The organism is Mesobacillus campisalis, assembly GCF_000986785.1.
Lineage (GTDB): Bacteria > Bacillota > Bacilli > Bacillales > Cytobacillaceae > Mesobacillus_B > Mesobacillus_B campisalis.
The window spans coordinates 1-25,152 of sequence record NZ_LAYY01000032.1; the positions used below are offsets into that span (position 1 = coordinate 1).

Below are 25,152 nucleotides of genomic sequence, written 5' to 3' on the forward strand. Positions count from 1 at the left end.
GGTTGGGTTTCCTTTTTCATCCAAAGCGACAAAGGTTAAAAAGGAGGTAGCCGCGGCCCTTTTTTCCCCGGTAAAAGTGTTCTCGGCGGTCACGCTGACGAATACTTCCATGGAGCTTTTTCCTGTCCATGTAACGAAAGCTTCAAGTGTTACCGCATCCCTCAAGGTAATGGGATGCAAGAAATCGACTGAGTCCATGCTGGCGGTTACCGTCGCCATTCGGCAATGCTTCATGGCGGCAATACCGGCAACCCGGTCAATCCTGCTCATAAGAGCTCCCCCAAATAGGGTGTTATGTCCGTTAGTATCGTTCGGCAAAACCAGGTCAGTCTGAATCGTTCTTGATGCACTGCACGGTTTTTTCTTCATTATGTATTGGCTCCTTTGGTTGAATCAAAGCTGTGGGCAGTTCGGTGAAAAATACACCACATTTTTTATAATAACATTAAAAGAGGTGCAGATAAAATAACAAAGGGATAAGCTTCATGAATGAAGCTTACCCCCCATTGCCTTAAAAAGTTTTGGTCAGGAATACTGCTGGCCCCTGGATCCTTTGCCAGTTAGGTTAGAGACAATCGGCAAAACGGCCTGCATGGCCTGTCCTACGTTTTTCCCACGAGTCATGCTGTAATAAGCAGCTGCACCTATTCCTGCTGATGCCAATATCGGAAGCCACATACGCTGTCCACGCAAACTGAACACCATCCTTTACAGACTTTTTAAAGCCTTATTAGCATAAGCAACCTGCAGGAAAGTATGGTAGCAATGTTTCCCATTTGATGCAAGGGGACGGTTCTCATGTTCTATTTCATTCTAAATCATTTAGGGAGGGTTCAGGGTCATTATTAACTAAAAATGGAAAAAAACTTCTGTACGCACCGTATCCTACTTCGCAACAGAAAGCGGGATTCTTCCGTTCTTTTCAGTTGTCTCCTTTTTGTGTGAAGACAAAACAACTCCAATGAGAACAATGACTCCCCCGACCATTTGGTACCATAAAAATTCTTCCCCTGCAAAAAGCGTAGCAAACAGCGCGGCAAACACCGGCAGCAGATTAATAAAGATGCCCGACTTGGCAGCCCCTGTTTTTGCGACGCCTGTATTCCAGGAAAGGAATGCCACAATGGAAGCAAAGCAGCCGACATAACTCAAGATGAGAAGGCTTTCTCTGTTAAAAATAACCTCAGCCTCTCCCAGACTTAATTCGAGAAAGCTTAATGGCATCAGGATTAGGATTCCAACAAAGGATGTCACATACAAGGTGGTAAAAGCGGGCAAAACCTTAGCGTACTTCTTAATCACAATTGAATAAATGCTCCAGGCGACTACAGCCACCAAAACAAACAAATCTCCCGGGTTGAACCTGAATGCCAGCAAGGCTTCCCATGATCCTTTCGAAAGAATAAAGACAATTCCAATGACCGATAAAATCATGCCTGCTGCCTGCCATCCCGAGAGCCTTTCTTTTAGCATGAAAAACGAAAAGACACCGATGAACAATGGAGTCACCGAATTGACCAGCGACGCGTTGATGGAAGTGGTGAAATGCAGTGAAAAGTAAATGATCGTGTTATATCCAGCCACTCCTGTCACGCTTAACAGAAGGAGAATATATCGATGTTTCCATAAAACCTTAAAGTCCCTGAGCAATGGCTTCGCCAGAAACGGCGTCAGCAATAAAAATGCCACTCCCCACCTTAGTAGCGAAAAGGTGATGGGCGGAAAATACTCTGCCCCCAACCGGCCAATGACGAAATTCCCGCCCCAAATGGCATTGGCAAGAACAAGCAGAAGATAGGCAGAGGAATTCTTTTCAATCGTTTTCAACCTGGTTCACTTCTTTCCGTATAGACAGTACCAGTTAAACAAGCTGCAAGTCTTTATGTAGTTGTCCAACGGCGAGATGCTTCTTCCTGTCCTGTTAGTTTTCCTGCACTTAAACCTCCAAGCCTGCAACACCAAAGCCGCCCGGCCCGGCATGCGAGGAAATCATGGCACCCGCTTGAATCCATTTTATATTTTCGAAGTGATTCTCTTTTGCGATTTCATCCATTCGCCGCTTAATTTCTTCATCCAGTCCGACTGAGTAAATTAAATACAGCTGTTTTCGATCAATCTCATATTCACTTAAATAATCACGGAAAAGCTTTTCTGCAATGCCCTCCATACTCCCGCGATATTTCTTGGTGGACACAAGCTTGCCGTCCTTCAATTCAATGCGGGGCTTTATTTTTAGCAGGGCACCGCCAAGGTAGGCGAGGTTGCTCACACGGCCGCCTGCCCGCAAAAACTCCAAGCTGCCGGGAACGAAAGCCAGTCTCGATTTTGGAACGACCCCTTCGATTTTCTCCACCAGGGAGCCCGGTTCAATCTCGGGATTCTTCTTTAGCAGGTCAGCAGCGTACAACACGATTGCACCTAACCCGCCTGTGACATTCAAGGCGTCAACAAGGAAAACATTCTCCATTTCCTCCGAAGCAATAACAGCATTTTGGAAAGAAGACGATGCTTTTGAGGTATACCCTACATGTACAATCGTGCAGCCGGGGAAATCTTCCTTTATCCTCGTAAAGAACTCTTGATATTCATGAACATTGGTAGCGCTAGTTGAGGGAATTTTTTTCGTTTGATTATAATGCTCATAAATATTTTCGACAGGCAGTGTACCATCCAAATAATCCTGCCCGTTCATAATGACGTGCATCGGAACCACTTGCACATTTAATTCCTCAGCCAAGTCTGCTGATAAATCCGCCCCACTCTCCGTACTCAATATAATTGTGCTCATCGAAATCTCCACCTCCAAAATACTTTCCAGTCTTTCCTCCACTATACATGAAAAAAGCGGGAGATTATAGGTACAACCTATTAACTGATAAGCAAAAAAAAGCTGCCTGCCCTGGCAGCGGAATTTTGGCATAGCTTCTTTCATTCAGGAAGGGAAATATTCCATGGTCTCTGTGCAATGAACATACCCGTTTTTCTGATAAAAATGAATCGACTCATCACTTGGCCATACAATCACAAATTCATAATTGTTTTCTTTGGTCCAATTGTTGACTCTTTTTAGCACCTTGCTTCCGATTCCCCTATTACGAAATTCCGGGATTGTATAAACATTCGTCATATATGCAAATGGATAGGTTATTCTCCCGGGGCGCGGTACTTTATGAATTAATTCTATGTATATATGGGATAAAATTTTTCCGTTTTCTTCCGCAACCCATATGAACCATTGACCACTTGCAATCGCGTTTTCTAAAAATGACTGACATTCCTTTTCAAACTCACTGAATGATGCATGCCTTTTACTTTCATCGTATTCAATTGTGAAATCCCATCTCATTCTAATGAGCTGTTTAATATCTTTTGCTTCAGCTAGTCTTATCTCCACCTTGGTCCCCCTCCTGCATCCCCTACAGATAAAAATTCCTCCATTTGAAACTGTGGCCAGATTGCTCAGATCAAATTAAATCAATTGGCCAATATCCTCCCAGCCATACACAGATTCGGAAAGTTTCTTCCCTGCAATATCCACTTCAACCGTATGTATTTTTCTGCCGCCAAGATTTTCATAAAAAAGACAGGCAGGATTATCTTCCAGGACAAACACAAGCAATGAGTTTAACCCGAGTTCCCTAATCTCTTCTATGATGGGTTTAAAAAGTGCTTTTCCAACGCCCTTCCCTTGATACTGTTTTAAAAGATAAATCGCATATAACTCCCCGTCAAAGCCATTATAGTCCCCGCTTCTTTCTTTTCCTCCGGAGGAAAATCCTATAACCTTTCCATCATTGTTTTCAGCTACATATACACCGCCATTGGGAATGATGTTCAACCATAACTGTTCCCGGCTTTCATAAGTTAAATTTGTTAAATAGTCGTCAGGAACAATATTGGCATAGGTCGTTTTCCAACTGTCTACGTGTACTTTAGTTACGCCTTTTGCATCAGATAGATCCGCTTTTCTAATTTTAAAATCCATTGTCTTTCCCCTTCCCTTTATAAGTCCTGTGATAATCTGATCATGTCCCTGCATTGAATACCATTTTCGAAAATCTCTTCAGGATAATGCCTCGTAAAGAAATCCCTGTCAACTCCAATCATTCTAAACCCGCATTTCTGGTATAGCGCTAATTGTCCAATACTGGAATTTCCCGTGCCAATTTCGATGGTTTTAAAACCTCTGGTCTTAGCTTCTTTTATGGCATTCATTACAAGGTTTTTTCCCAAGCCTTTACCATGCTGCTCCTCCACCACTGCAATGTTCACCAGTTCCACTGTTCCCGGCCTGGTCGGCAGCAGTACATAGACCCCCATGATTTCTCCATTGCTTTCGGCTAAAAAGCATACCCCACGTTTTATATATTCCTGGACGAGCTTCGGGGAAGGATCCGCCAATAACAACAAATCCATTGGAGGCTCTTCATCTACTGTTAGTTTACGAATTATCATGTCTGCTGCCCTCACTTTGAGTTGTATTTTCACATTATCAGTGTAGTTAACACCATAGAATCATACGGATTTTATTTTGGAATTTCCCAAGTACATAACTGAAAAACTATGGTAGTATTTTTTTATTCTTTGGCTACAATTTTACTACGAATATATGGAAGATTAGATTCATTTTTTCTAACAATTCTGTTCGTTGATAAAATTAAAAAAATAAAAAAGGCTAGCACACGCCAGCCTTCGTATTCCCAGTTACGATGTTTATAGTATAAATACTGCAAAAGTCCAAATCAGATTTCGATGTCGACTCCAATGCTGTCCACCCTGCCGACTTTTTTAATAAAGTTGGCAACAGCCTGGTGCTGCTCATCGACGACATAGGCATCCAAAGCTGCTTTGTCCTCGAATCGGACCATTAAGACAACCTGGTATTCCTTGCTTCTCTCGGCAAAGTTCAAACCGGCCTGAAGATCAACAATCCCTGTTAGGTGGTTTTTTAAAGCTTTAAAGCGCTCGACAACTTCCTGCAATTGTTCTTGAGTTGTGGTTTCTGCAAATTTCACAAGTACCGTACGATGAATCATGTATAGTTCCCCTTTTCTGTATCTTTTTCGTTGCGGCTAATTTTATCCAATCCTCGTTAAGGACGCAAATTAATTCTCTTGCTGGTGAAGCTGTTCTCAGTGCCTTTTTTTGGCAACTCCAAGACATTTTGGGTATTGAGAGCTTGCCTCATGACCCGTTTTGGTGAAGGTAACCGAATTTTCGGCACTGATAGGCTTCCTCAATGCCCGTTTTTACTCACATGGTGATATTTCGGGCTTTGAGACCTCTTCTCAGAGCCCCTTTTCAGGAACTTCAAGACATTTTGGGTCTTGAGGATGATCCTTTGCCGGTTCCCTCATTCCCCATCGGGATATGTTTCCCTAAGAAATTGAATCGATTGGGCAATCAGTTCCTTTAATACATCTTCGTCTATATCCGCCACTTTATTTATGTACACACAGGCTTTTCCACTAGTATGCTTTCCGAATTTCTCCAGCAGTTCTTCCCGCTTTGTATCTCCTGTTGCGAAATACAGACTGATTTTGGCCTTTCTCGGTGAAAAGCCAACAAGAGGGGCGTCTCCTTCGTGACCTGAGGCGTATTTATAATGGTACGAACCGAATCCAATAATGCTGGGTCCCCACATTTTTGCTTCATAGCCAGTCGTCTCGGTGAAAATATCAAGCAGCTTGTATGCATCTTCTCTCTTTTTAGGATGATCGACACTCTCGATGAACTCGATGACACTGTGATCGGTTTCTTTCGTCTTTAATTCATACATCCCCTGCTAGCACCCCTTTCGTTTGAAAAAAATTATCCAAGAAACTTCTCCAGCTGACCTTTTGCCGGCATGCCAGACTGGGCACCGAAGGCAGTTACAGACAGGCTTGCTGCCACTACTGCCCGTTCGACCGCCTCCCCGATTGCCATCCCTTCATCCAATCCTGCAGCGAATACCCCATTGAATGTGTCTCCAGCTCCGGTTGTATCTTTCACTTCCACAGCAGGGGCCGGTACAATTTTTCTTTCGCCATGCTGAATATATGACGCTCCCTTTGAGCCCTCGGTAACAATCAGCTTCTGTTCGTATTCCTGCCTAAAATGGGCGCTATTCCTCATGGCCGCAGCTTCATGCTCATTTGGAGTTACATAATCGACCAGCTGCCACCAATGCTCCGGCCATTCAACATAAGGCGCCGGATTCAAAATAATGATGCTACCTGCCTTCTTGGCAATCTGCATCGCCTTCTCTACTCCGGAAAACGGAATTTCCAGCTGAACAAGGAGCACATTACACTGTTCAAGCACATCACTCGCCTCTTCAGTTTCGTCACCGGTCATATGGTCATTTGCCCCTGACACGATCACAATCGTATTGTCTCGTTCCGCAACCGTAATCAAGGCTGTTCCCGTTGGTACTCCTTTTACCATTTTCACATTTTCGCAATGAATGCCTTCCTGTTTTAAATGGCCAAGGTATTCAGACCCGAAGGCATCATCCCCGACGCGGCCAATCATATGTACTTCCCTTTCGAGCCGGGCGGCCGCCACAGCCTGGTTCGCCCCTTTGCCGCCGAAAATGGTTGAAAATGCATTTCCCTGAAGGGTCTCGCCCTTCTTCGGAAATCGGTCCACTGTGGTGACCAAGTCCATGTTTAAACTGCCTGTTACTGCGATCAATTTCTTCTACCTCTTTTCAATCTATTTATTTTTCGCATTTATAATAAGGAACTGCGGGCGTTTCATTAACCGCTCATAGCCTTCCGGGGACTCTTTTTTGAAAGCGGCTGTTGGTTCAGGCTCAATGATTTCTTCTATCGAAAAGTAACTCATGGTTGTATTGATTATTTCCTTGAGGGGTCTCCGATAAAAAGGCACTTCAAAAACCTTGCAGTCCTTTTTCCACTGGTCGATAATCAATTCGGTTTCAAAGTAACTCGGGTGGTCCAATAAAGCCACATCTGAAATCGGATGATGAACGGAGAACAAAAAGCTTCCATCCGGTGTTAATATTCTCTGCAACTCTTCAAATGTCCTGTTCCAGCTTTTCAAATAATGAAGAGTAAGGGAGCTTAAGATAAAGTCGAAGGAATGATCATGAAATGGCATGGATCCTTCAAGACCAAGGCAGAGAACTTTCGCTTTATCTCCTAACCGCCTTTTGGCCGAAACAACCATCTCCGGACTGATATCAATTGCCACTACCTTCGCTCCCCTGCCTAATAATTGCTCCGAGTACCATCCGGCAGCACAGCCAGCATCCAGAACAGTCTTGTTCCTAAGGCTGGAAGGCACCTGATTCATCATCGCGGGCCTTTCGTACTCACTATTGTACAAACTGTTTGTATCGACGGAATGTTCATAAACAGGTGCAAGCCGGTTAAACACAACCTTAACCTGATCCTTTGATGCATGGGGACGGTTCTCCTGCTTCATTCTCCTTCACCCCTCAAGATATTATATCGTTTTTAAACCATGAAAACCTATATCTCCTCTATCTCGGCCAGTTTCGTTCCGGTCACCTTTTCAATCAGCGACCTTCTCTGAGACGAGAGTGCAAGAAGGAGAGCATTCACAAGCAAAAACACCGCATATAAGCAGGTTAACCAGCTAAATACATTGTTTGCCGAATTTTCATAAAGAGAGGCTGAGGCACTGGCGTAAACCAGGATGCTGATGATGCCATTGTACAGGAACCAGTGGAGAAAAGACTGCAGCTGTGAACCTTTTACTTTTAGCTGATGCCTCTTTTGTCCGCGAGTGCGGGAAAAGTCAAAGAGAACATCCACCTGTTGGGAGAAGATTCTCCGCTGTTTCACCTTGAAAGAAGCACCATAGGTGAACTGCATCGTACCCAGCAATACCGGCAGCAAAAAGAGAAGAATCATCCATATAAAAATAGTATTAACATTTTCCGATTTGGATAAAAAGATTCCTGCAATCCCCATCATAATGATAACGCCGAATGAATAGAACAAAGACGCAGCAACCGTCAGCAGCAAATCGAATGCGTGGGCGGCCAGCCGCTTTCCATCATATTGGTCCATTCTCCACCCCCTTTTCCTACTATATATAATCCTGTCTTATTCATAAAGGAGACCCCCTTGGGCCGTTTCAAATCTTACCTAATTATAGTGTCAATATAAGCCAATTGCCCAAGTTTTTTTTCTTCTATACGGGAACATACTAAACCCATTAGGAAGGAGGAAGAATACGATGACTAAGCAATCAGGATATGGAGCGGGAATGAACGGAGAATCTGGATCAGGTTATTCGCGTAAACCAAATTACAACGAAGAAATGAGCATGGAGCAGCTGGCAAAGAAGGCACTGGAGGAAACCATCCGGGATGGCGGTGCTTTTGCCCGGGAGAACCCTGATCAATTCAAGCAATAATAAAAAGGCAGCCGTCTGGCTGTCTTTCTTCATTTCCATTCTTCCTGAATTCGCTCTTATGTGTCCTTCAAAAACATTGATTTTCCCACCTGATTTTCGTCCCCCATGATGATTGGCAAAAGCTAAAAAATTAGAATTCCCTGCTCCGTGAAGATAGCATAAATTCTTATGACGCACATATCACGCTGGAACATTACAGGGTCATCTAAAAACCGGAAAATCATCATTAAAGAATAAGACATAATTAAAGTAACGTGCAAAATTCCCTCTCCATCGCGAATTCATCATCAGTGGAGAAGGATTTTTGCTTCCGGCGATGAATAGTAATGGAGACGGTTTTTAATAAGGGAGTTGATGAATGTGTTTAGTAAAGTCGGCCAGATTATGTTGTATGTTCACAATCAGGATGAGGCAGTAAAATTTTGGAAAGAAAAGCTAGGATTTGTGGTCATTTCAGAGGAAAATAGCGGCCAAGGATTCAGGTGGATCGAGATTGCTCCCCGGAAAGGTGCCGAAACGAGCATTATCCTGCACGATAAGGAATTCGTCGCCAAAATGTCTCCGGGATTAAATCTTGATACTCCTTCTTTAATGTTTTTCACTGAAAACTTCGACCAATTGCACCAGGACCTTGCAAATAAAAACATCACCGTTGGAGAAATCATGAACATGCCAACCGGAAGAGTATTTAACTTTGCTGACAATGAAGAAAATTACTTTGCAGTGATGGAGAGAAACTCCCTATAGATAATCATCATCGCTTTTGGATTATCAAAAATTATATTTTTTAACCTTCCAAGCTGGATATTCGTTCAATAATTGGAGCAATATATTTCTTGGGAGGTGTTAAATGTGGATAATCAAAACAGCCGTAATCAAAATGAAAGACAAGGTCAGCAAAATAATAACCAGGACAATGGATTTTTCGAATCAATTGGTCAAGGTTTTGAAAATTTAATGGATACTGTAACAGGAAATGATAATCAAAGAAATAATCAAAAGAACGATCAAAACCGCGATAATCAGGATCGTTAATCAAATCATAAGAACGCCGTCTGGCGTTTTTTTTTTGTTTCATCCATAAGCTTGGATTACATACAATGATTTTTTCATCTATTCTTAACTGCATAGTACGAGTAAAAGATATTGTATAAAGGATAAAATATGGGACGAGGTTATAATATCTTTCGGTGTGTATTTAACACATAGTGCAATAAGAGATAGTTAGAGTGCATTCTTGCTTTCTTTTTATAAAATAATTGCAAAAAGAACTGCACAGCCAAAAAGAGAATATTATGGTATCCTTTAGCAAATGAATATAAAACACTAAGGAGGCAACAGTTTTGACGAATAAAAGTTCAGAGTTGACACTTGAACAGCGTGATGAAATACTCACCGCATTGAAAGCCCGTTTTGAAAAAAACATGCATCGCCACGAAGGCCTTGAATGGACCAAAGTCCAGGCAAAGCTTGAGGAAAATCCTGATAAACTTTGGTCGCTGAATGAAATGGAGGCAACTGGCGGTGAACCTGATGTTGTTGAGTATGATCTACAGAAGGATGAATACATATTTTATGATTGCTCAGCGGAAAGCCCTAAAGGCCGCAGAAGTGTTTGTTATGACCGTGAGGCGCTGGAAGCGAGGAAAAAACATAAACCGGAAAATAGTGCGATGGATATGGCAGCCAGCATGAACATTGAAATATTAACCGAGGAACAATATCGCACCCTGCAGAAGTTCGGGCCTTTCGATCAAAAAACGTCCAGTTGGATCCAAACACCAGCAGATATAAGAAAGTTGGGCGGTGCCCTTTTTTGCGACTACCGATACGGTCATGTTTTCGTGTACCACAACGGGGCCGATTCCTACTATGGCGCCAGAGGTTTCCGTGGTTTACTTAAGGTCTAATTAGGGTTGGCGTTGGCCTATGTTGAATGGCAGAAGGAAATTACAAATATCCTGCAGGAACAACGTAAAAACGGGGCTCTCCTTCTTTGGAGAACCCCGTTTTCGCTATAATCTTTTAATACGCATCCAACTCGACATCTTCCGAAACAATCAATTCAGGTTCAGTGGAATCCAGCACATCCTGGACATTATACCCTTTCGCCACCTCAACCAGCTTCAGTCCGTTGTCGGTTACATCGATCACGGCGCGGTCCGTAATAATCCGGTTTACTACCCTTTGTCCTGTCAGCGGCAACGAGCACTTTTTCAAAATTTTTGGCTGACCGGCTTTATTGACATGCTCCATGATGACAATGACTTTCTTGGCACCATGAACCAGGTCCATTGCGCCACCCATGCCTTTGATCATCTTGCCGGGAATCATCCAATTGGCCAAATCGCCATTTTCGGCCACCTCCATTCCCCCTAATATCGCTACATCAATATGGCCACCGCGAATCATTGCAAAGGATTCCGCATTGCTGAAATAACTCGCTCCAGGAATCGCAGTTACCGTTTCTTTGCCCGCGTTAATCAAATCCGGATCCACTTCTTCTTCGCTCGGATACGGTCCGATTCCAAGCAAGCCATTTTCTGACTGAAGGACAACGGCTTTATTATCAGATATGTGATTGGCCACCATGGTTGGCATGCCAATCCCCAGGTTTACGTACGATCCATCCGAAATTTCTCTCTCTGCTCTTTTTGCAATTTTGACCCTGACGTTCTCTGTCATTGCTTTTCTCCTCCTATCCCTTTAAGATTTAACAGTCAAACGTTCAATTCGTTTTTCTTGTTTTCCAACAATCAATCCCTGAACATAAATGCTTGGTGTATGGATTTCTTCCGGTTTCAGATCGCCGATTTCAACCAGCTCTTCTACTTCGCAAATTGTGACTTTTCCGGCGGCTGCCATTATTGGATTGAAGTTCTGCGCCGTTTTCCGATAGACCACATTGCCCATTTTATCGGCTTTCCAAGCCCTGATTAAACTGACATCGGCAGTAAGAGCCTCTTCCAACAAATATTCCTTGCCATTGAATTCCCTTGTTTCCCTACCCTCGGCGATCGGTGTACCGACTCCCGCCGGGGTGTAGAATGCTGGTATTCCTGCCCCGCCGGCACGGATTTTTTCGGCCAGGGAACCTTGGGGAACAAGCTCCACCTCCAATTCACCGCTGAGAACCTGTCTCTCAAACTCTTTATTTTCGCCTACATAGGATGATAGCATTTTTTTAATTTGTTTGTTTTTTAGTAAAAGGCCAAGGCCCCAATCGTCGACCCCACAGTTATTCGAAATGACGGTCAAGTCTTTGACATTTCGGTCACGCAGAGCTATGATCAGATTCTCCGGTATCCCTACGAGCCCGAAACCTCCGACCATCAGCGTCATTCCATCTTGAATCTCACTCACTGCTTCTTCAAAACTGCTGTAAATTTTCTTCATAGATATCCCCTCCCGCAATCAAATGTTAAATGCTTAAAGCCACACCTTAGCTGTGCCATGGATACATCTCTACTCTGGATGCGCTTACAATTAAGTGATTGTTTTAGCACAACACTCCTTTCGGCAGCGTTCATTTTTGAAAATATTCAGTTTATGTTACTTATAAGTTTACAAGATATTTAATTATAAATAAAATGAATAAAAAGAATAGTATTGATTCTATAATCGAATAAATGAGGAGCCATAATGGAATTAAAGGATTTGCACTATTTCACTGAAGTTGTCAATTACAGAGGTTTTACAAAAGCGGCAGCGAATACCTTCGTTTCCCAGCCTACGTTAAGTAAATCCATAAAGAAGCTGGAAGTTGATCTCGGGGTAGAATTGTTTGAGCGCTCCACCCGGAAACTGGAACTAACCGATGCGGGAGAAATTGTTTACAGTCAAGCAATGAAAATATTAACTATCACGGATGAACTTAAAATTCTTTTGGATGACCTTCGGAATTTGCCAACTGGCACGATTAAGATTGGGATTCCCCCTCTTATCGGGACGCTGTTTTTCCCATCTATCGCAAAAAGTTTTGGTGAGCAGTATCCAGAGGTCTCCCTGAAGTTAATAGAACTTGGGGCAAAGCGGATTGAACATTTGGTGGAAGAAGGAGAAGTGGATGTTGGAATCGTCGTCCTTCCTGCAGACAGCACAAAATTCAATGTGAATCCTTTCAGGAAAGAAGACTTCATGCTCTATACGAGTGCCTGCCATCCTTTCGCCAAAAAAGAGGGAATTGAACTGGAAGAATTAAAAGCGGAAAAATTTATTTTATTTAATCGTGAATTTGCTTTGCATCATCTCATCATAAAGCGATGCCAGGAAGCAGGTTTTCTTCCGGACATTGCTTACGAAAGCTCTCAATGGGATTTAATTGCCGAACTGGTTGCGGCCTCATTGGGAATTACCCTTTTGCCAAAATCCATTTATGAAAAGATGGACAAGAACGCTGTCGTAACCATCCCCTTGCACGATCCTCCGATTTGGGAACTTGGCATTATTACGAAAAAAGACCGTTACCAATCCCATGCAGTCAAAGCCCTGATAGAGTTTCTAACCAGCCGGCCTGGCCCGGGAGAAAACTCATAGCTTTCCTGCCATGAAAAGCAAAAAAGCCTGGGAAAGACTGCATACCAGTTTTCTCACAGGCTTTATTGTTTTATGTTCTCTCTCCTACTCTTTTCGGGCAATTGCTAACGGAGGTTGCTCCATCCACTCATTTTCAATCATAATATTTACTCCATCTTCGGCAAACTTCAATGTTTCGGCGTTCAGTCTGGAATAATCCACCACTAGATCGCTCCTTCTGCTTGCGGAGATGGCGGCCCCGTAGTTGGTAATACCGGAATACATCATGATGCCAAAATGATACATCATCAATTTATCGGAAAAAGGAGCTTCATCGGAATCGGTGACCTCGTGAGTGAATGACATCGGAATGGGAAGCGAATTATATTGCAAATAATCACTAAATACCTTAACATGCTTTAACGCAATGTCACTTCCCCTTAAAAAGTAATTGCGAGCTTTATTGGATGTTGTTACCTGGCTAAAGGCTTTACCCAGAGCGGAGCCTAGATGGTTTGTTTGAATATTAAAATGCAGCTGGTTAACCTCTTCCCCCGTCAGTGCTTCCCTTTTCCCCAGCGCTTCCCATATAAATGACTGTTTATGGATATACTCTATTTCTTTTGGATATGGAATTGTTGGAGGACGACTATCCAATCCTTTTTCCAATAAGGTTTGGGTTACCTCATTATACAGTTCAATTGAAGAGGTTAAGCACTTGGAATAGAAGGAACGAATATCTTCCCTATAGATGTGCTGCAGAATTCTCCCGTTAACAGACAACCCTCCATTACTCATATGCTTCAGGTATTTTAAATAAAAAACGTCTGAAAATAAACGTTTGGCATTTAAATGAACATCTTTTTCTGTAAACCCTTCCGGAACCTGTATTTCCTCATGCGTGAAAATTCCCCTTATGATCTCCAAATGCTGCTGTGATAAATCCAAGGCATGGCTTAACAAGGTTTTAATTTCAACATCCTCGATATGTTGGAGGAAATATTTGAAAACACAAACCGACATACTATCTGCAAGATAAGTATTCCATAAATAAGACAGTTCTGCAGATGTCAACTTTATTCGTTTCTGATTGTTTTCCATTACAAGGACCTCCATTATAGTCATCAGGTTTAATATTGCTCATAAAGGAAAAAATTATCATCAACCCTTTTGGATCATCACACGAAAAAGGGACTAATTTTATCATTAGTCCCTTTTTTATCCATATGGGTCTTGATTACCTTATAGCTTCAAACCGTTCCCCTCTCAATAAGCCTAACTTGCATTTCCTTCCTGGATTTATCTCCATTAAATGCCTGCAGAAAAAGATTGCTGCCCATTTCTTCAATCGGAATTTTCACAGTCGTAATATCCATCATTTTTGCAATAGGCTGATTATCGAAGCCGATGATGGCAAGTTCGCCAGGAATCGCTATGTCAAGTTTTTGGCAGCAGGTCACAATTCCGGCAGCAACCTGGTCGCTCGTAACGAGCAAAGCCGTTGGAGGAGAAGCCATTTCCCGCAGCTTGTTTACAACCTTTTCACCATCCTCGAAATAAAGACAATCTCCTATTATATAGTCCTCATTGAATCCAAGATTGTATTTGCTGACAAAATCCCTATATGCCGCCTGGCGCTGTAAACTGTTCACCCCTGTCTTCCTGCCGATGCAATAGCCAATTTTCACATGGCCATTCTGATACAAATACGTTAACGCACGATAGAAGGCCCTATAATGATTTACATAAGTCACTGAAACCGCTTCGTCGTTATTATTTTCACACAAAACAATGTGCCCATAGCCTGCGTATTCCCGGACGATGTCCATACTGCAGGTCCTGGAGCAAATAATTAAGGAATCAATCTGCTTCTCCCTCAGCATCTCCAAGGCTTCAAGCTCCCTGTCTTCCCGGTAATCAGTCTGAATCAACACCAATTTATAATTATGATCCAAAGCAAGCTTGGCAATCCCTTTTATCATAAGCGAAAAATAAGGATGGTCCGAGTATGGTACTACCACACCCATCAGCATGGTTTTCCCTCTGCTTAAATTCACTGCATTGATATTTTTATGGTAACTGCTTTTTTCGATCGCCTGTAAGACAGCGGTTCTTTTTTCTTCACTTACGTATGGATGGTTGTTCAGTACCCGGGAAACCGTTGAAACAGAAACACCTGCCATCCTTGCCAAATCCCTGATATTAGCCATGACACCCACCTATTCCTGCCATTGATTGTTCACATCCCATTCATTATCCCACAGTTACTATATTAGCTGAAATAATCATCGAATGATTGAATGGGCTGGGCCTCCCCAGTTTGGCCTGCTGCTTTTAAGCACATGAAGGCAGATAGATAAACAGTGAAGCAAAGTAATAGCAATGACAACATGTATTTTCCCTCGCTTTCCTATTCGTTACACCAAGTGTAGGGTGTGAAACGCGTTCCAGGTCAACTCTTTGTTTAGGAGTTTAACAAATACGGGTTGTCCATAATTAGATTATTATGTTAACATGAACATGTTCATGGTGTGAACGTGTTCATAAAATGAACGTATTCACCTTTGATATAGATAAATAATTAGGGAGGAATGTGAAGCTTCATGAATGATTCTAAGTTAGAAAAATCAATTTTTTGGCCGTCGTTGATCTTAATTCTCGCGGTCACCGTATTGCTTGTTATTTTTCAGGAATCAGCAGCTCCTGTGCTTTCGGGGATGCTGACTTCGATTACGTTCCAATTGGACTGGGCGTTTGAATTCCTGACGATTGGGCTATTTATCCTTTTGTTATGGTTGATGTTTGGCCGTTATGGTCAAGTCAAACTAGGAGGAATCAACGATCAGCCCGAATTTTCCAAGCTCAGTTGGGGAGGCATGTTGTTCACAACAAGTATGGGTACCAGCATTATGTTCTGGTCCATTGTTGAACCGCTTTATTATTACACCGGTCCGGCGTTCGGAATCGAACCAAAGAGTGCCGAAGCGGCGGAGTATGCGGTAACGTACGGATTATTTCATTGGGGAATTTCAGCTTGGGCGCTTTACGCCTTGCCATCCGTTGTCATGGCATACAGCTTCCATGTGCTGAAAAATCCTTCATTGAAAATCAGTTCTGCCTGTCGAGGTGTGCTTGGAAAACACGCAGATGGCTTTCTTGGTAAAGCCATTGATATTCTAGTCATCTGGAGTATGATTGGAGGCCTGGGAACTTCCTTGGGACTCGGAGTGCCGATGATTTCTGCTGTTCTTGGTAATTTGTTTGGACTGCAGCCATCGTTATGGTTAAACATTGTAATTATTATTATCTGGACATTCATCTTCAGTTCCAGTGCCTACCTCGGGCTATATAAAGGAATACGAAGATTAAGTGATTTTAATGTCTACATGGCGCTGGCGCTTGTCCTGTTTGTCATTATTGTCGGTCCTACCTTGTTCATACTCTCCTATTTTACAAATAGTTTTGGATTAATGCTGGATGACTTCTTTAAGATGAGTCTTTATACAGACCCCATCACTCAAGGCGGATTCCCGCAGGCCTGGACCGTCTTTTACTGGGCATGGTTCGCTGCGACAGCTCCATTTGCCGGAATTTTCATTGCCCGCATTTCCAAAGGGCGTACGATTCGTGAATTGGTGTTCCATGTGCTTCTTTGGGGCTCTGTCGGCAGCTGGCTGTATTTCGGCGTGTTCGGGGGCTATGCAATGGACCTTGAATTAAGCGGTAAATTAGCGTTAACGGAAATTCAGGCTGCTACAGGTGATCCGTCTGTCATCGTTGCCGTTCTGAATTCCTTGCCAATGCCAATGATTGTTTCGATTTTCTTTGTAATCCTGGGATTCATCTTTCTGGCCACGTCCCTTGACTCAGCAAGTTTGGTCATTGCCAGTGTCGCGACGAAAAAACTTGACTCGGAAGGACAGCCGGCTCGCTGGCACCGTTTTCTATGGGGTGTGCTTCTGTCAGCACTGGCGATCAGTCTAACCATGACAGGCGGACTTGATGTGGTTCAAACCTCTTCCGTTCTCGTCTCTGTGCCTGTTTTAGTGATGTATATTTTAATGGCGGTTTCGTTGGTGAAATGGCTTAAGAAAAATGAAGAGATTCATATTTATGTAAACAAGCAAAATCAAAAGTAAATGGAGGACGCGATAAATGAGTAAAGAGAGAAAAGAGCTTCAGCGTGCGCGCATGTTTCGGTACTTTCTTGATGCGGCGACCGATGTCATTGAAGAAGACGGCATTGAACATATGACGATTCGCAAGATTGCTGACCGCGCTGGGTTTACTGCATCGACAGCGTACAACTATTTTAAGGATCTTTCTCACTTGAAATTTTTTGCGGCCATGCGATTTACGTCTGAATATGTAAAAGAACTGCCATCTTATATGGATTTAGGTACGAACATAGTAGATAAATGGCTGTACTCCTGGGAATGCTTCTGCAAGCATTCCTTTGAGGAGCCGGAGATCTATTCCGTCATCTTCATGGACAACCTGGGGTCTTCCCCGCAACAGCTGTTTGATGACTATTATGCACTGCATACTCATGATTTAACGGGTGTGCCGGAAGAACTCCATGCGATCCTGATCGAATACGATTTCTCCAAACGCAGTGCGCTTTACATTCAGGATGCGGTTACGGAAGGTTATATAAAAAAAGAAAATGTCCCATTGATTGCGGACATCACCCTAATGGTCTGGAAAGGCATGATGAATACGTATATGAACAGGCGGCGCGGCTATTCAAAGGAAGAAGCCATCAAACGGACTCTGGAACTCGTCGCCGAATGCGTCATAAGCGTTGTCGAACCTGAACGGCGCAGCGAGATTACATTCCGGCCATAACATCATGAGTAAATGAAAGGATGAAAAAATTGGTTTTTAATATAAAAGATTCAGGAAAACGCCGAATCAAAACAGAATTCCCACGAGAATTGAAAAAGCTGGAGAACATCTGGATTCCAATGTCTGATGGAGCAAAACTGGCGGCGCACATCTGGCTGCCGGTCGACGCCGAGGTGAATCCCGTTCCGGCGATCCTGGAATATCTGCCCTACCGCAAAAATGACTTTACCGCGATTCGCGACTCGGTCCGCCACCCGTACTTTGCGGGTCACGGCTATGCCAGCATCAGAGTCGATATTCGCGGTGCCGGGGATTCGGACGGAATTTTACTGGATGAGTATTTAAAACAAGAGCAGGACGACGCGCTCGACGTCTTAAGCTGGATTGCCAGACAGCCGTGGAGCACCGGTGGGGTCGGGATGATTGGCAAGTCATGGGGCGGCTTCAATGGGCTGCAAGTGGCAGCAAGGAATCACCCTGCCCTGAAAACGATCATCACCCTTTGTTCAACTGATGACCGTTATGCGGATGACGTCCATTACCGCGGCGGCAATCTGCTTGCTTCCGACATGCTGTGGTGGGCCTCGACGATGTTCGCCTACAATGCCCGGCCGCAGGATCCTGCTGTTGTCGGAGACAGCTGGCGGGAGAACTGGCTTGACCGCCTGGAGAACACTCCCCCATTTGTCGAGGAATGGGTCCGCCACCAGCGACGGGATGAGTATTGGAAGCATGGTTCCATCTGCGAAGATTACAGTGACATCCAGATTCCCGTATTTGCGGTCGGAGGCTGGCAGGACGGCTATACCGATTCAATATTCCGCCTGTTGGAGTATCTTCCCAAAGAGAGCAAAGGGCTCATCGGTCCTTGGGCGCACGAATACCCTGAAGTGGCCACTCCTGAACCGGCAATTGGGTTTTTACAGGAAGCATTGCGCTGGTATGATCATTGGCTGAAAGGAATAGACACCGGCATCATGGATGAGCCGAAGCTGATTTCCTATATCCAGGAAAGTGAACGTCCTGCCGTAACGTATGAGGAGCGTCCAGGTAAATGGGTCGCCGATCCTTCCTGGCCTTCCCCATATGTGAACAGCGAGAACTGGTATCCTGCAAAAGGATCTATTTCTAAGGAAGTACCTCAAGGGGATGACATTTTGGTCCCAAGTGTCCAGGAGCATGGTCTTTACTATGGCGTTTTCTGCCCATTCGGCCAGCCAGGCGACTTGCCGGCAGATCAGCGGCTTGAGAATGGAAAAGCCGTCGTATTCACCTCTGCTCCTTTAACAGAAAAGCTTGAGCTGCTTGGACACCCTATTTTTCATGCTGAACTGGCAGCAAATCAGGAAGATGCTTTGATTACCGTGAGACTTATGGACAAGGCACCGACCGGGGAATCGACGCTGATCAGCTATGGCATGCTGAACCTTACGCACCGGAACTCTCATGAGCATCCGGAAAAACTGGAGCCTGGCCGGAAATACAAGGTTGAAGTGAAACTGGATTCGCTGGGACAGGAAATTCCTGCTGGTCATCAGCTGGAAATAGCCGTTTCGCCAACCTATTGGCCGTCGGCGTGGCCATCACCAAAACCAGTTGATTTGACGCTTTATTTTGGTGAAGCTACATTTATGGAACTGCCTGTCCGCACTCCTCACGAAGAGGACCAGGATTGGGGCCATTTTGATGCACCCGAAACAGCACAAGTAATGGAACGTGAAATTCTCCGTAAAGAAGAGCGCACTCGTGAAATCAGCTATAATCCAATTGAGGGTGTGTGGACGATCGCCGATTTTTCGGATGAAGGCGAACGGCGCTTGCCTTCCAATGGCATCCGGCACGGCAGTAAAAACAAAAACACATGGAGCATCAAGGAAAACGATCCCCTATCCGCCTATAATCGATGTGAATGGGAATTGACCCTTGGCCGTGATGACTGGAACATCACCCTTGAAACAGACAGCGAAATGTGGAGCGATGAAACAAAGTTCTACCTCGTGAACAAGCTGACGGCTTACGAGGGAGAGAAAAAAGTGTTCCATAAGACCTGGAAAGCGGGGATTGACAGGGATCATGTATAAAGACCACCTCCTCCTCCACTTCGGGGCAAATAGACCGTTCTCTTGAAAGACGGTTCTCTGAGGACAACCGAATGTTTTACGCCGAAAAAGGCCCGATTAGCGGATAAATGCTAGTCGGGCCTTACTCTTTTTTATGGAAGGGATTCTCCTTGTTAGTTAATGGTGACATTCCTTTTCAATAGCTATGCGTTAGCCATTATCATTTATTGCAACACTTTTAATTCTTGATAGATTTCCTTTTTCCACTTTAAAAACTCTTCCGTTAACAGAATGTCCTCTTCCCGCGGCCGTGGAAAGGGAATTTTAAATTCTCGCTTCAAAGTCGCAGGATTACTTGAAAGGACGATAATTCGGTCCGAAAGGAAGATAGCCTCTTCAATACTATGCGTTATAAATAGTACAGAACGACGGTTTTGTCCCCAAATAGCCAAAAGCCATTTTTGCATTTCCAGCCGGGTAAGCTCGTCAAGAGCCGAAAAAGGCTCATCAAGACAAATGAACGATTGCGGACTGAGCAAACTGCGCACAAAGGCAACCCGCTGGCGCATTCCACCGGACAGCTGATGCGGATATGCATTCTCATATCCTCCCAACCCTGCTTTTTCAAGCATGACCCGCGCTTCTTGTTCATCCGGCTTGCCAAACAGCTCACTGCCCAGCATGATATTTTTTAAAACCGTCCGCCATGGAAATAAGGACGGACTCTGTGGCGTATAGCTAATCGACCCTCGTTTACCTGTGATTTTTTTTCCATCCAAATAAAAATCTCCGGAGTCTGGTTCATACAGGCCGCCAATTAAGTGGAATAATGTACTTTTTCCGCTTCCGGATGGACCTAGCAAGGAGACAAACTCCCCGTCCTCCACCGTAAAGGAGATGTCATCCAGCACCGTTTTTTTATGAAAGGACTTTCTGATGTTCTCTACAATAAGCTGGCTCATTTGCTGTTTCCCTCTCCTTTCGGCCGCCACTTGATGAACAGTTTTTCTAAGCTGATAATGACCAGGAAAAACAACATACATAAAATCATAATCATAAAAATGGCTACAAAAACGCGATCTGTTCGAAATGAAGAAGATGCGAGTGTCATATAAACACCGATTCCCCGATTCGCACCAAGCCACTCCGAAATGACCGCCCCCATCACACTGTATGTTGCTGATATCTTCAATCCGGAAAACAGTGAAGGCAATGCGTGCGGAAGTTCAAGTTTTAAAAAAATCTGCCCTTTTGATGCTCCGGCCATTTTCATATAGTGGATGAGCTCCTGGCTAGTCTGCCTGAAGCCGTCCACCGCCGATACGGCAATTGGGAAAAAACAGACGAGTGTGATGACGATAATTTTCGGCATCATCCCGAACCCAAACCAAATCACAAGCAATGGGGCGAGTACGATGATAGGAATATTTTGGGATAAGATCATTAAAGGATAAAAGGCTTCCCTCACTCGAGGCATCAGGTGCAATGCAATCGCCACCATCAATCCAACTATACAACCAATGCTAAATCCAATCACCGTTAACTGAATCGTTGACCAGATATGATGGTGATAATTTGGCCAGCCGGCAACACCTTCCTGCCAAATTTCCGATGGAGCAGGCAGCAGCCATGAAGGGATTTCAAAGAAAGTGCTCGATAGTTCCCAAATGATGAATAAAAGGATGATGACCAAGAGCGGCCGCCATCCTGCTTTGATTACCTTATGCATTAACGATATTTCTCCGTCAATTTATCCATTGAGGCACCGCTCGGATTGTAAAGCACCTTTATTTGGGAGATGATGCTGGGGCTACCCAGTTCCACCATCTTTTCATTCATCTTTTCAACGATCGCAAACAGCTCTGACAGCTCCCCTTCCATCGTCGTTTCCAGTGGATGAACTTCATACTTTACACCAGCTTCCTCAATTACACCAATGGCTGCATCCACGAATGGTATCACATCTTCGCCATTTTTAGTCTTCGGGATAATTTGTATACTTAGTAAGGAATTTGCCATGTCATACACCTCTATTGTGGTAAAAATTCATTAGTAAATGCTTTTTCTGCGTCTAATTCTTCTTCTAACAAACCATTTTCATACATCCAGCCAGCGTAATTTTCCCAAACTTCCTGTTTTTGAATCCCCCATTGTTCTGCGTCATCCTGGTATTTTGGAGATAACCACTCCTGACTTGCTTTAACTAGCTCCGCGTCGAGATCCGGCACCGCTTCAATGAGGATATCAGCTGCATGTGCTGGATTATCAATGGCATATTCATACCCTTGGCTGACAGCAGCCATGAACGATTTAATCGTTTCAGGGTCATTGGCAATCTTCTTTTCATTTGTAATGATGACTGGTGTATAATAATCCAGCTTCTTGGAATAATCGGTCAAATAAAGCATATCCAATTCCATGTCGCGCAGTTCTGCTTCAACACCTGTCCAGCCATAGTAAATCCATGCAAAGTCTATGTCGCCGCGTTCAACGGCTGTAAAGTAATCAGAGTTCCCCATGTTGATCGTCTCAACTTTGCTGACATCGGCATCTTCCTGGTTCATTAGAGAATCAATGACAGCCTCTTCAACTGGTGCACCCCAGCCGCCGTATGTCTTCCCTTCAAAGTCAGCAGGTGATTGGATCCCGCGGTCTGCCGGCGCAGCAAATCCGGAAGTATTGTGTTGAATCACGGCTCCAATCGAAACAATCGGAATATCCTGTACTCTCGCTTCCGTAATACTTTCTTGGGCACTAATCCCAAAATCAGCTTGTCCGGAGGCAACAAGCTGGTCAGCTCCTGCTTCTCCCGGCATTAGAATTTCGACATCCAAGCCTTGTTCTTCAAAAAAGCCTTGTTTCTGTGCGACGTATAAACCAGTGTGGTTCGTATTTGGTGTCCAGTCCAATACAATGGATACCGGTTTTAATCCTTCTGTCTCTTCTCCATTTTCAGACGGTTTCGCATCCTCATTGTCTGAATTGCATCCTGCTAAGGCTGTGATAAATACAACTGCAAGGAATGCCAATAGGTTTTTTTTCACTGTTGAACCCCTCCTCGATATGGTATTAGATTTTTAGCAATTATGGTCGGGAAGATTTAGGAACCTAACATGATTCAGGAAATTCTCCGTTGATCTAAATAAAAATGCGCCCCAGGAATATACCTAGGGCGCATATTATCAACTTCTATTGCTTGAAATATGTTCCCTTCGCTGGTATTAGCCAGATCAGGTTCCAAGGGTCAGCATCTTACAGACGCAATCTCAACCAGTAACACTGGTCCCCCCACACTTAAATTGCTATTTAATTAATCTAGTATTTACAATGACATAAACGGTAAGTTTTATCAAGCATAAATATGGATGCAGACATGTAGAAGCCTGTCTGCATCCATTTGACAAATTTTAAATTGTTAAAATCATTTCTTATAGCCAAAGTGAGGAATGTTTGTCCATCGGTCTTTTAAATAACGGACAACCATTTTCGGTTCCCTCGACCTGGTGAATACGCCTTTCTTATTCCCCTGGACGCGCATGATCCCGAATTTCGTTTGGAAGTCGGCAAAGTTCCATAATTGCTCGCCAACAAAGTTGGGGATTTCATCAAACACCTTGCTGTTCATGCGGTAGTAATCCTCCTGGTATTCCTCACTGAAAGGTTCCCCGTAAGCGCTATGGAACCCGGCGACAGTATCCGCACCATACTCGGTATACATAATTGGTTTGTCGGGATACTTTTCCTGCCATTCAAGCAGCTCTTTACGGGTCTCCTTTTCTGCAGCCTCTAAATCCCCATTTTGCAAATACCAGCCATAATAGCGGTTTAAGGCGATGACATCCACCAGGTCGGAGGTTTTATCTTCTTTCGGCGTTGCCATCAGGATGTTGACAAGGGTGCAAGGACGATTTTGCGGATCAAGCTCGCGGGCCAGATTGAATAATGGCTCAAAATATTCGTACGCTCCTTCGATATGGGAAGCAGGCTCATTGGCAATCGACCACATCACAACACAGGCATGGTTTTTGTCGCGGTCAATCAATTCGGTAATCACCTGCTCGTGTGCTTCTTTTGTTTTAAGCTCGCTCCACGTGGCTGCCGCATTCTTCCCGCTTAAATCAAAGCCAAAGCCGTGGAATAACCCAACCGCCGGGGTTTCATCAATGACGACAATCCCCTCCCGGTCACATAGACGCATCATTTCTTCCGAATAAGGATAATGGGAAGTACGGAAGGAGTTGGCCCCCATGTCCTTCATTAAGTTAATATCAAGTACATTATAAGCTTCGTTCAGGCCGCGGCCTTGTACGAAAGTGTCTTCATGTTTGCCAAAACCTTTAAAATAGAAGTGTTGGCCGTTAATGAGGAATTTTCCGCTCTTTACCTCTACCTTGCGGACACCGAATGCCTCTTCATATACATCAATGCTTTCTCCGCTCTTAATACCTTCCACCTTTGCTGTATAAAGATGCGCATTCAGAGGCTGCCACAGCTTGACGTTTTCAATTGGAATGTTCAAATCATTTCCAGAAGCTTGGGCCACTTGATTACCATCTTCATCCAAAATCGTAACGCGCACTTCATCAAAAGTTCCTGCCGTTTTTACAGCGATTTTGACATCCGCCTTTTTAGATGCTAAATCCACCTCGGGAACAATCACGATATCCTCTATGTAATCGCGTGGAGTGGTATAAATTTTAACCGGGCGATGCAATCCTGCATAGTTAAAGAAATCAAAGTTTTCGTCGACTTTGCGGATTGTCCGGCCATTTTCATCCTTCTCTTCCGAATAGTTGCCAACTGGCAGTGTTGTATAATCCAGCAGATTGCTCAGACGTACGGTTAAACGGTTTGCTCCATCTGCTAAAAAGTCATTGATTTCAACTTCAAACGGAGTAAAGCCGCCTTTATGATGAGTGATCTCCTTTCCGTTCAGGTACACCCATGCTTCATGAGTAGCAGAACCGAAGCGCAGTACCAATCGTTCGTTGCGCAAAGCTGTTGCAACTTTGAATTCTTTTTCATACCAAATATACCCGTTGTGCTCACGGATTTCTTTGGACAATGCCTGATCATTAAAGGATGCAGGAACTGCTACAACTTCATTGGTTGGAAGTGGCTGTGACACTTCAATGTGTTCCACTTCTTTATCGATCATAAATTTCCAAATCCCGCTTAAGTCGACAACGACGCGGCTTTCGGTTGCTATTGGATATAGCATGATGTTTTCTCCTCCATTCTGTTATGTAAAAGTCCTTCAATCAAAAGGGAAATTCTATCCATTGACCCTCCCCTCTTGAGTTTCCCCATTCGCAGGCCAGATAATCGGAAACCA

29 protein-coding genes and 1 riboswitch are annotated in these 25,152 nt (G+C 44.0%); of the genes, 8 read left to right on the plus strand and 21 right to left on the minus strand.

Features of this window, described 5'->3' with window-relative positions; translation table 11 throughout:
- The 12 genes from WQ57_RS19455 to WQ57_RS19510 all read right to left on the minus strand — a co-directional run.
- On the minus strand, nucleotides 1–369 hold a 369-nt coding region (locus WQ57_RS19455; protein WP_046525476.1), incomplete at its 3' end, for an acyl-CoA thioesterase.
- A 156-nt stretch (nucleotides 370–525) separates the two neighbouring features.
- Nucleotides 526–693 (minus strand): hypothetical protein, encoded by a 168-nt coding sequence (locus tag WQ57_RS26765; RefSeq protein WP_241481569.1) that lies wholly within the window; start codon nucleotides 691–693, stop codon nucleotides 526–528.
- A 192-nt stretch (nucleotides 694–885) separates the two neighbouring features.
- Entirely contained in the window at nucleotides 886–1,827 is a 942-nt protein-coding gene (locus tag WQ57_RS19465) for a DMT family transporter (protein ID WP_156183175.1), read from the minus strand.
- 109 nt (nucleotides 1,828–1,936) lie between these two features.
- The gene (locus WQ57_RS19470) at nucleotides 1,937–2,788 is read right to left on the minus strand and encodes a DegV family protein (protein ID WP_046525439.1); all 852 of its coding nucleotides are present in this window, start codon (nucleotides 2,786–2,788) and stop codon (nucleotides 1,937–1,939) included.
- 144 nt (nucleotides 2,789–2,932) lie between these two features.
- A complete protein-coding gene (locus WQ57_RS19475; protein ID WP_052948831.1) occupies nucleotides 2,933–3,394 on the minus strand; it encodes a GNAT family N-acetyltransferase in 462 nt (153 codons plus the stop codon).
- A 75-nt stretch (nucleotides 3,395–3,469) separates the two neighbouring features.
- Nucleotides 3,470–3,985 carry a GNAT family N-acetyltransferase gene (locus WQ57_RS19480; protein WP_046525440.1) on the minus strand — a complete coding sequence of 172 codons (516 nt, stop codon included), beginning with the start codon at nucleotides 3,983–3,985 and terminating at the stop codon, nucleotides 3,470–3,472.
- 17 nt (nucleotides 3,986–4,002) lie between these two features.
- Nucleotides 4,003–4,455 carry a GNAT family N-acetyltransferase gene (locus tag WQ57_RS19485; protein WP_046525441.1) on the minus strand — a complete coding sequence of 151 codons (453 nt, stop codon included), beginning with the start codon at nucleotides 4,453–4,455 and terminating at the stop codon, nucleotides 4,003–4,005.
- Between the two features lie 287 nt (nucleotides 4,456–4,742).
- On the minus strand, nucleotides 4,743–5,036 hold the full coding sequence (locus tag WQ57_RS19490) for a Dabb family protein (protein WP_046525442.1): 294 nt from the start codon (nucleotides 5,034–5,036) through the stop codon (nucleotides 4,743–4,745).
- Between the two features lie 317 nt (nucleotides 5,037–5,353).
- Complete coding sequence (locus WQ57_RS19495; protein ID WP_046525443.1) at nucleotides 5,354–5,779, minus strand: DUF1801 domain-containing protein; 426 nt, start codon at nucleotides 5,777–5,779, stop codon at nucleotides 5,354–5,356.
- A gap of 32 nt (nucleotides 5,780–5,811) precedes the next feature.
- On the minus strand, nucleotides 5,812–6,678 hold the full coding sequence (gene rbsK / locus WQ57_RS19500; protein WP_084820329.1) for a ribokinase: 867 nt from the start codon (nucleotides 6,676–6,678) through the stop codon (nucleotides 5,812–5,814).
- Nucleotides 6,679–6,699: 21 nt separating this feature from the next.
- Complete coding sequence (locus tag WQ57_RS19505) at nucleotides 6,700–7,434, minus strand: class I SAM-dependent methyltransferase (protein WP_046525444.1); 735 nt, start codon at nucleotides 7,432–7,434, stop codon at nucleotides 6,700–6,702.
- A gap of 47 nt (nucleotides 7,435–7,481) precedes the next feature.
- On the minus strand, nucleotides 7,482–8,045 hold the full coding sequence (locus WQ57_RS19510) for a hypothetical protein (RefSeq protein ID WP_046525445.1): 564 nt from the start codon (nucleotides 8,043–8,045) through the stop codon (nucleotides 7,482–7,484).
- 169 nt (nucleotides 8,046–8,214) lie between these two features.
- Between WQ57_RS19510 and WQ57_RS19515 the strand changes: the two genes are divergently transcribed.
- The 4 genes from WQ57_RS19515 (at nucleotide 8,215) to WQ57_RS19530 (ending at nucleotide 10,304) form a co-directional block, all read left to right on the plus strand.
- Nucleotides 8,215–8,394, plus strand: a complete 180-nt coding sequence (locus WQ57_RS19515; protein ID WP_046525446.1) for a hypothetical protein — start codon at nucleotides 8,215–8,217, stop codon at nucleotides 8,392–8,394.
- Nucleotides 8,395–8,754: 360 nt separating this feature from the next.
- Nucleotides 8,755–9,141: a VOC family protein gene (locus WQ57_RS19520; RefSeq protein WP_046525447.1), complete on the plus strand. Its 387-nt coding sequence runs from the start codon at nucleotides 8,755–8,757 to the stop codon at nucleotides 9,139–9,141.
- A 105-nt stretch (nucleotides 9,142–9,246) separates the two neighbouring features.
- Nucleotides 9,247–9,429, plus strand: coding sequence for a hypothetical protein (locus WQ57_RS19525; protein WP_046525448.1), 183 nt, complete (start codon nucleotides 9,247–9,249; stop codon nucleotides 9,427–9,429).
- A 308-nt stretch (nucleotides 9,430–9,737) separates the two neighbouring features.
- A complete protein-coding gene (locus tag WQ57_RS19530; protein ID WP_046525449.1) occupies nucleotides 9,738–10,304 on the plus strand; it encodes a DUF4256 domain-containing protein in 567 nt (188 codons plus the stop codon).
- A gap of 115 nt (nucleotides 10,305–10,419) precedes the next feature.
- Here WQ57_RS19530 and WQ57_RS19535 read toward each other — a convergent pair whose 3' ends face one another.
- Entirely contained in the window at nucleotides 10,420–11,079 is a 660-nt protein-coding gene (locus WQ57_RS19535; protein ID WP_046525450.1) for a 3-oxoacid CoA-transferase subunit B, read from the minus strand.
- A gap of 21 nt (nucleotides 11,080–11,100) precedes the next feature.
- The gene (locus tag WQ57_RS19540) at nucleotides 11,101–11,790 is read right to left on the minus strand and encodes a CoA transferase subunit A (RefSeq protein ID WP_046525451.1); all 690 of its coding nucleotides are present in this window, start codon (nucleotides 11,788–11,790) and stop codon (nucleotides 11,101–11,103) included.
- A 246-nt stretch (nucleotides 11,791–12,036) separates the two neighbouring features.
- Here WQ57_RS19540 and WQ57_RS19545 point away from each other — a divergent pair, with 246 nt between their 5' ends.
- On the plus strand, nucleotides 12,037–12,930 hold the full coding sequence (locus WQ57_RS19545) for a LysR family transcriptional regulator (RefSeq protein ID WP_046525452.1): 894 nt from the start codon (nucleotides 12,037–12,039) through the stop codon (nucleotides 12,928–12,930).
- Between the two features lie 84 nt (nucleotides 12,931–13,014).
- On the opposite strand, the gene WQ57_RS19550 is transcribed toward WQ57_RS19545, so the two are convergent.
- Entirely contained in the window at nucleotides 13,015–14,010 is a 996-nt protein-coding gene (locus tag WQ57_RS19550) for a DUF3231 family protein (protein ID WP_046525453.1), read from the minus strand.
- A 149-nt stretch (nucleotides 14,011–14,159) separates the two neighbouring features.
- Nucleotides 14,160–15,119: a LacI family DNA-binding transcriptional regulator gene (locus tag WQ57_RS19555; RefSeq protein WP_046525454.1), complete on the minus strand. Its 960-nt coding sequence runs from the start codon at nucleotides 15,117–15,119 to the stop codon at nucleotides 14,160–14,162.
- Between the two features lie 393 nt (nucleotides 15,120–15,512).
- On the opposite strand from WQ57_RS19555, the gene WQ57_RS19560 reads away from it, so the two are divergent.
- Genes WQ57_RS19560 through WQ57_RS19570 form a run of 3 tightly spaced genes read left to right on the plus strand, consistent with a single transcriptional unit; the run spans nucleotide 15,513 to nucleotide 19,838 of the window.
- On the plus strand, nucleotides 15,513–17,048 hold the full coding sequence (locus WQ57_RS19560; RefSeq protein WP_046525455.1) for a BCCT family transporter: 1,536 nt from the start codon (nucleotides 15,513–15,515) through the stop codon (nucleotides 17,046–17,048).
- A gap of 16 nt (nucleotides 17,049–17,064) precedes the next feature.
- On the plus strand, nucleotides 17,065–17,757 hold the full coding sequence (locus WQ57_RS19565; RefSeq protein ID WP_046525456.1) for a TetR/AcrR family transcriptional regulator: 693 nt from the start codon (nucleotides 17,065–17,067) through the stop codon (nucleotides 17,755–17,757).
- 29 nt (nucleotides 17,758–17,786) lie between these two features.
- Entirely contained in the window at nucleotides 17,787–19,838 is a 2,052-nt protein-coding gene (locus WQ57_RS19570; protein ID WP_173427588.1) for a CocE/NonD family hydrolase, read from the plus strand.
- Nucleotides 19,839–20,041: 203 nt separating this feature from the next.
- Here the strand turns inward: WQ57_RS19570 and WQ57_RS19575 are convergent, their stop codons facing one another.
- The 5 genes from WQ57_RS19575 to uidA form a co-directional block, all read right to left on the minus strand.
- Complete coding sequence (locus WQ57_RS19575; protein WP_046525458.1) at nucleotides 20,042–20,779, minus strand: ABC transporter ATP-binding protein; 738 nt, start codon at nucleotides 20,777–20,779, stop codon at nucleotides 20,042–20,044.
- Nucleotides 20,776–21,546, minus strand: coding sequence for an ABC transporter permease (locus WQ57_RS19580; protein WP_046525459.1), 771 nt, complete (start codon nucleotides 21,544–21,546; stop codon nucleotides 20,776–20,778). Before WQ57_RS19580 ends, WQ57_RS19575 begins: the two co-directional genes overlap by 4 nt.
- A complete protein-coding gene (locus tag WQ57_RS19585; protein WP_046525460.1) occupies nucleotides 21,546–21,836 on the minus strand; it encodes a thiamine-binding protein in 291 nt (96 codons plus the stop codon). Before WQ57_RS19585 ends, WQ57_RS19580 begins: the two co-directional genes overlap by 1 nt.
- Before the next feature lie 11 nt (nucleotides 21,837–21,847).
- Nucleotides 21,848–22,861, minus strand: a complete 1,014-nt coding sequence (locus tag WQ57_RS19590; protein ID WP_046525461.1) for an ABC transporter substrate-binding protein — start codon at nucleotides 22,859–22,861, stop codon at nucleotides 21,848–21,850.
- A gap of 146 nt (nucleotides 22,862–23,007) precedes the next feature.
- Nucleotides 23,008–23,117, minus strand: a riboswitch (TPP riboswitch).
- Between the two features lie 121 nt (nucleotides 23,118–23,238).
- Nucleotides 23,239–25,038, minus strand: a complete 1,800-nt coding sequence (gene uidA / locus WQ57_RS19595) for a beta-glucuronidase (protein ID WP_046525462.1) — start codon at nucleotides 25,036–25,038, stop codon at nucleotides 23,239–23,241.
- Between the last annotated feature and the right edge of the window lie 114 nt (nucleotides 25,039–25,152).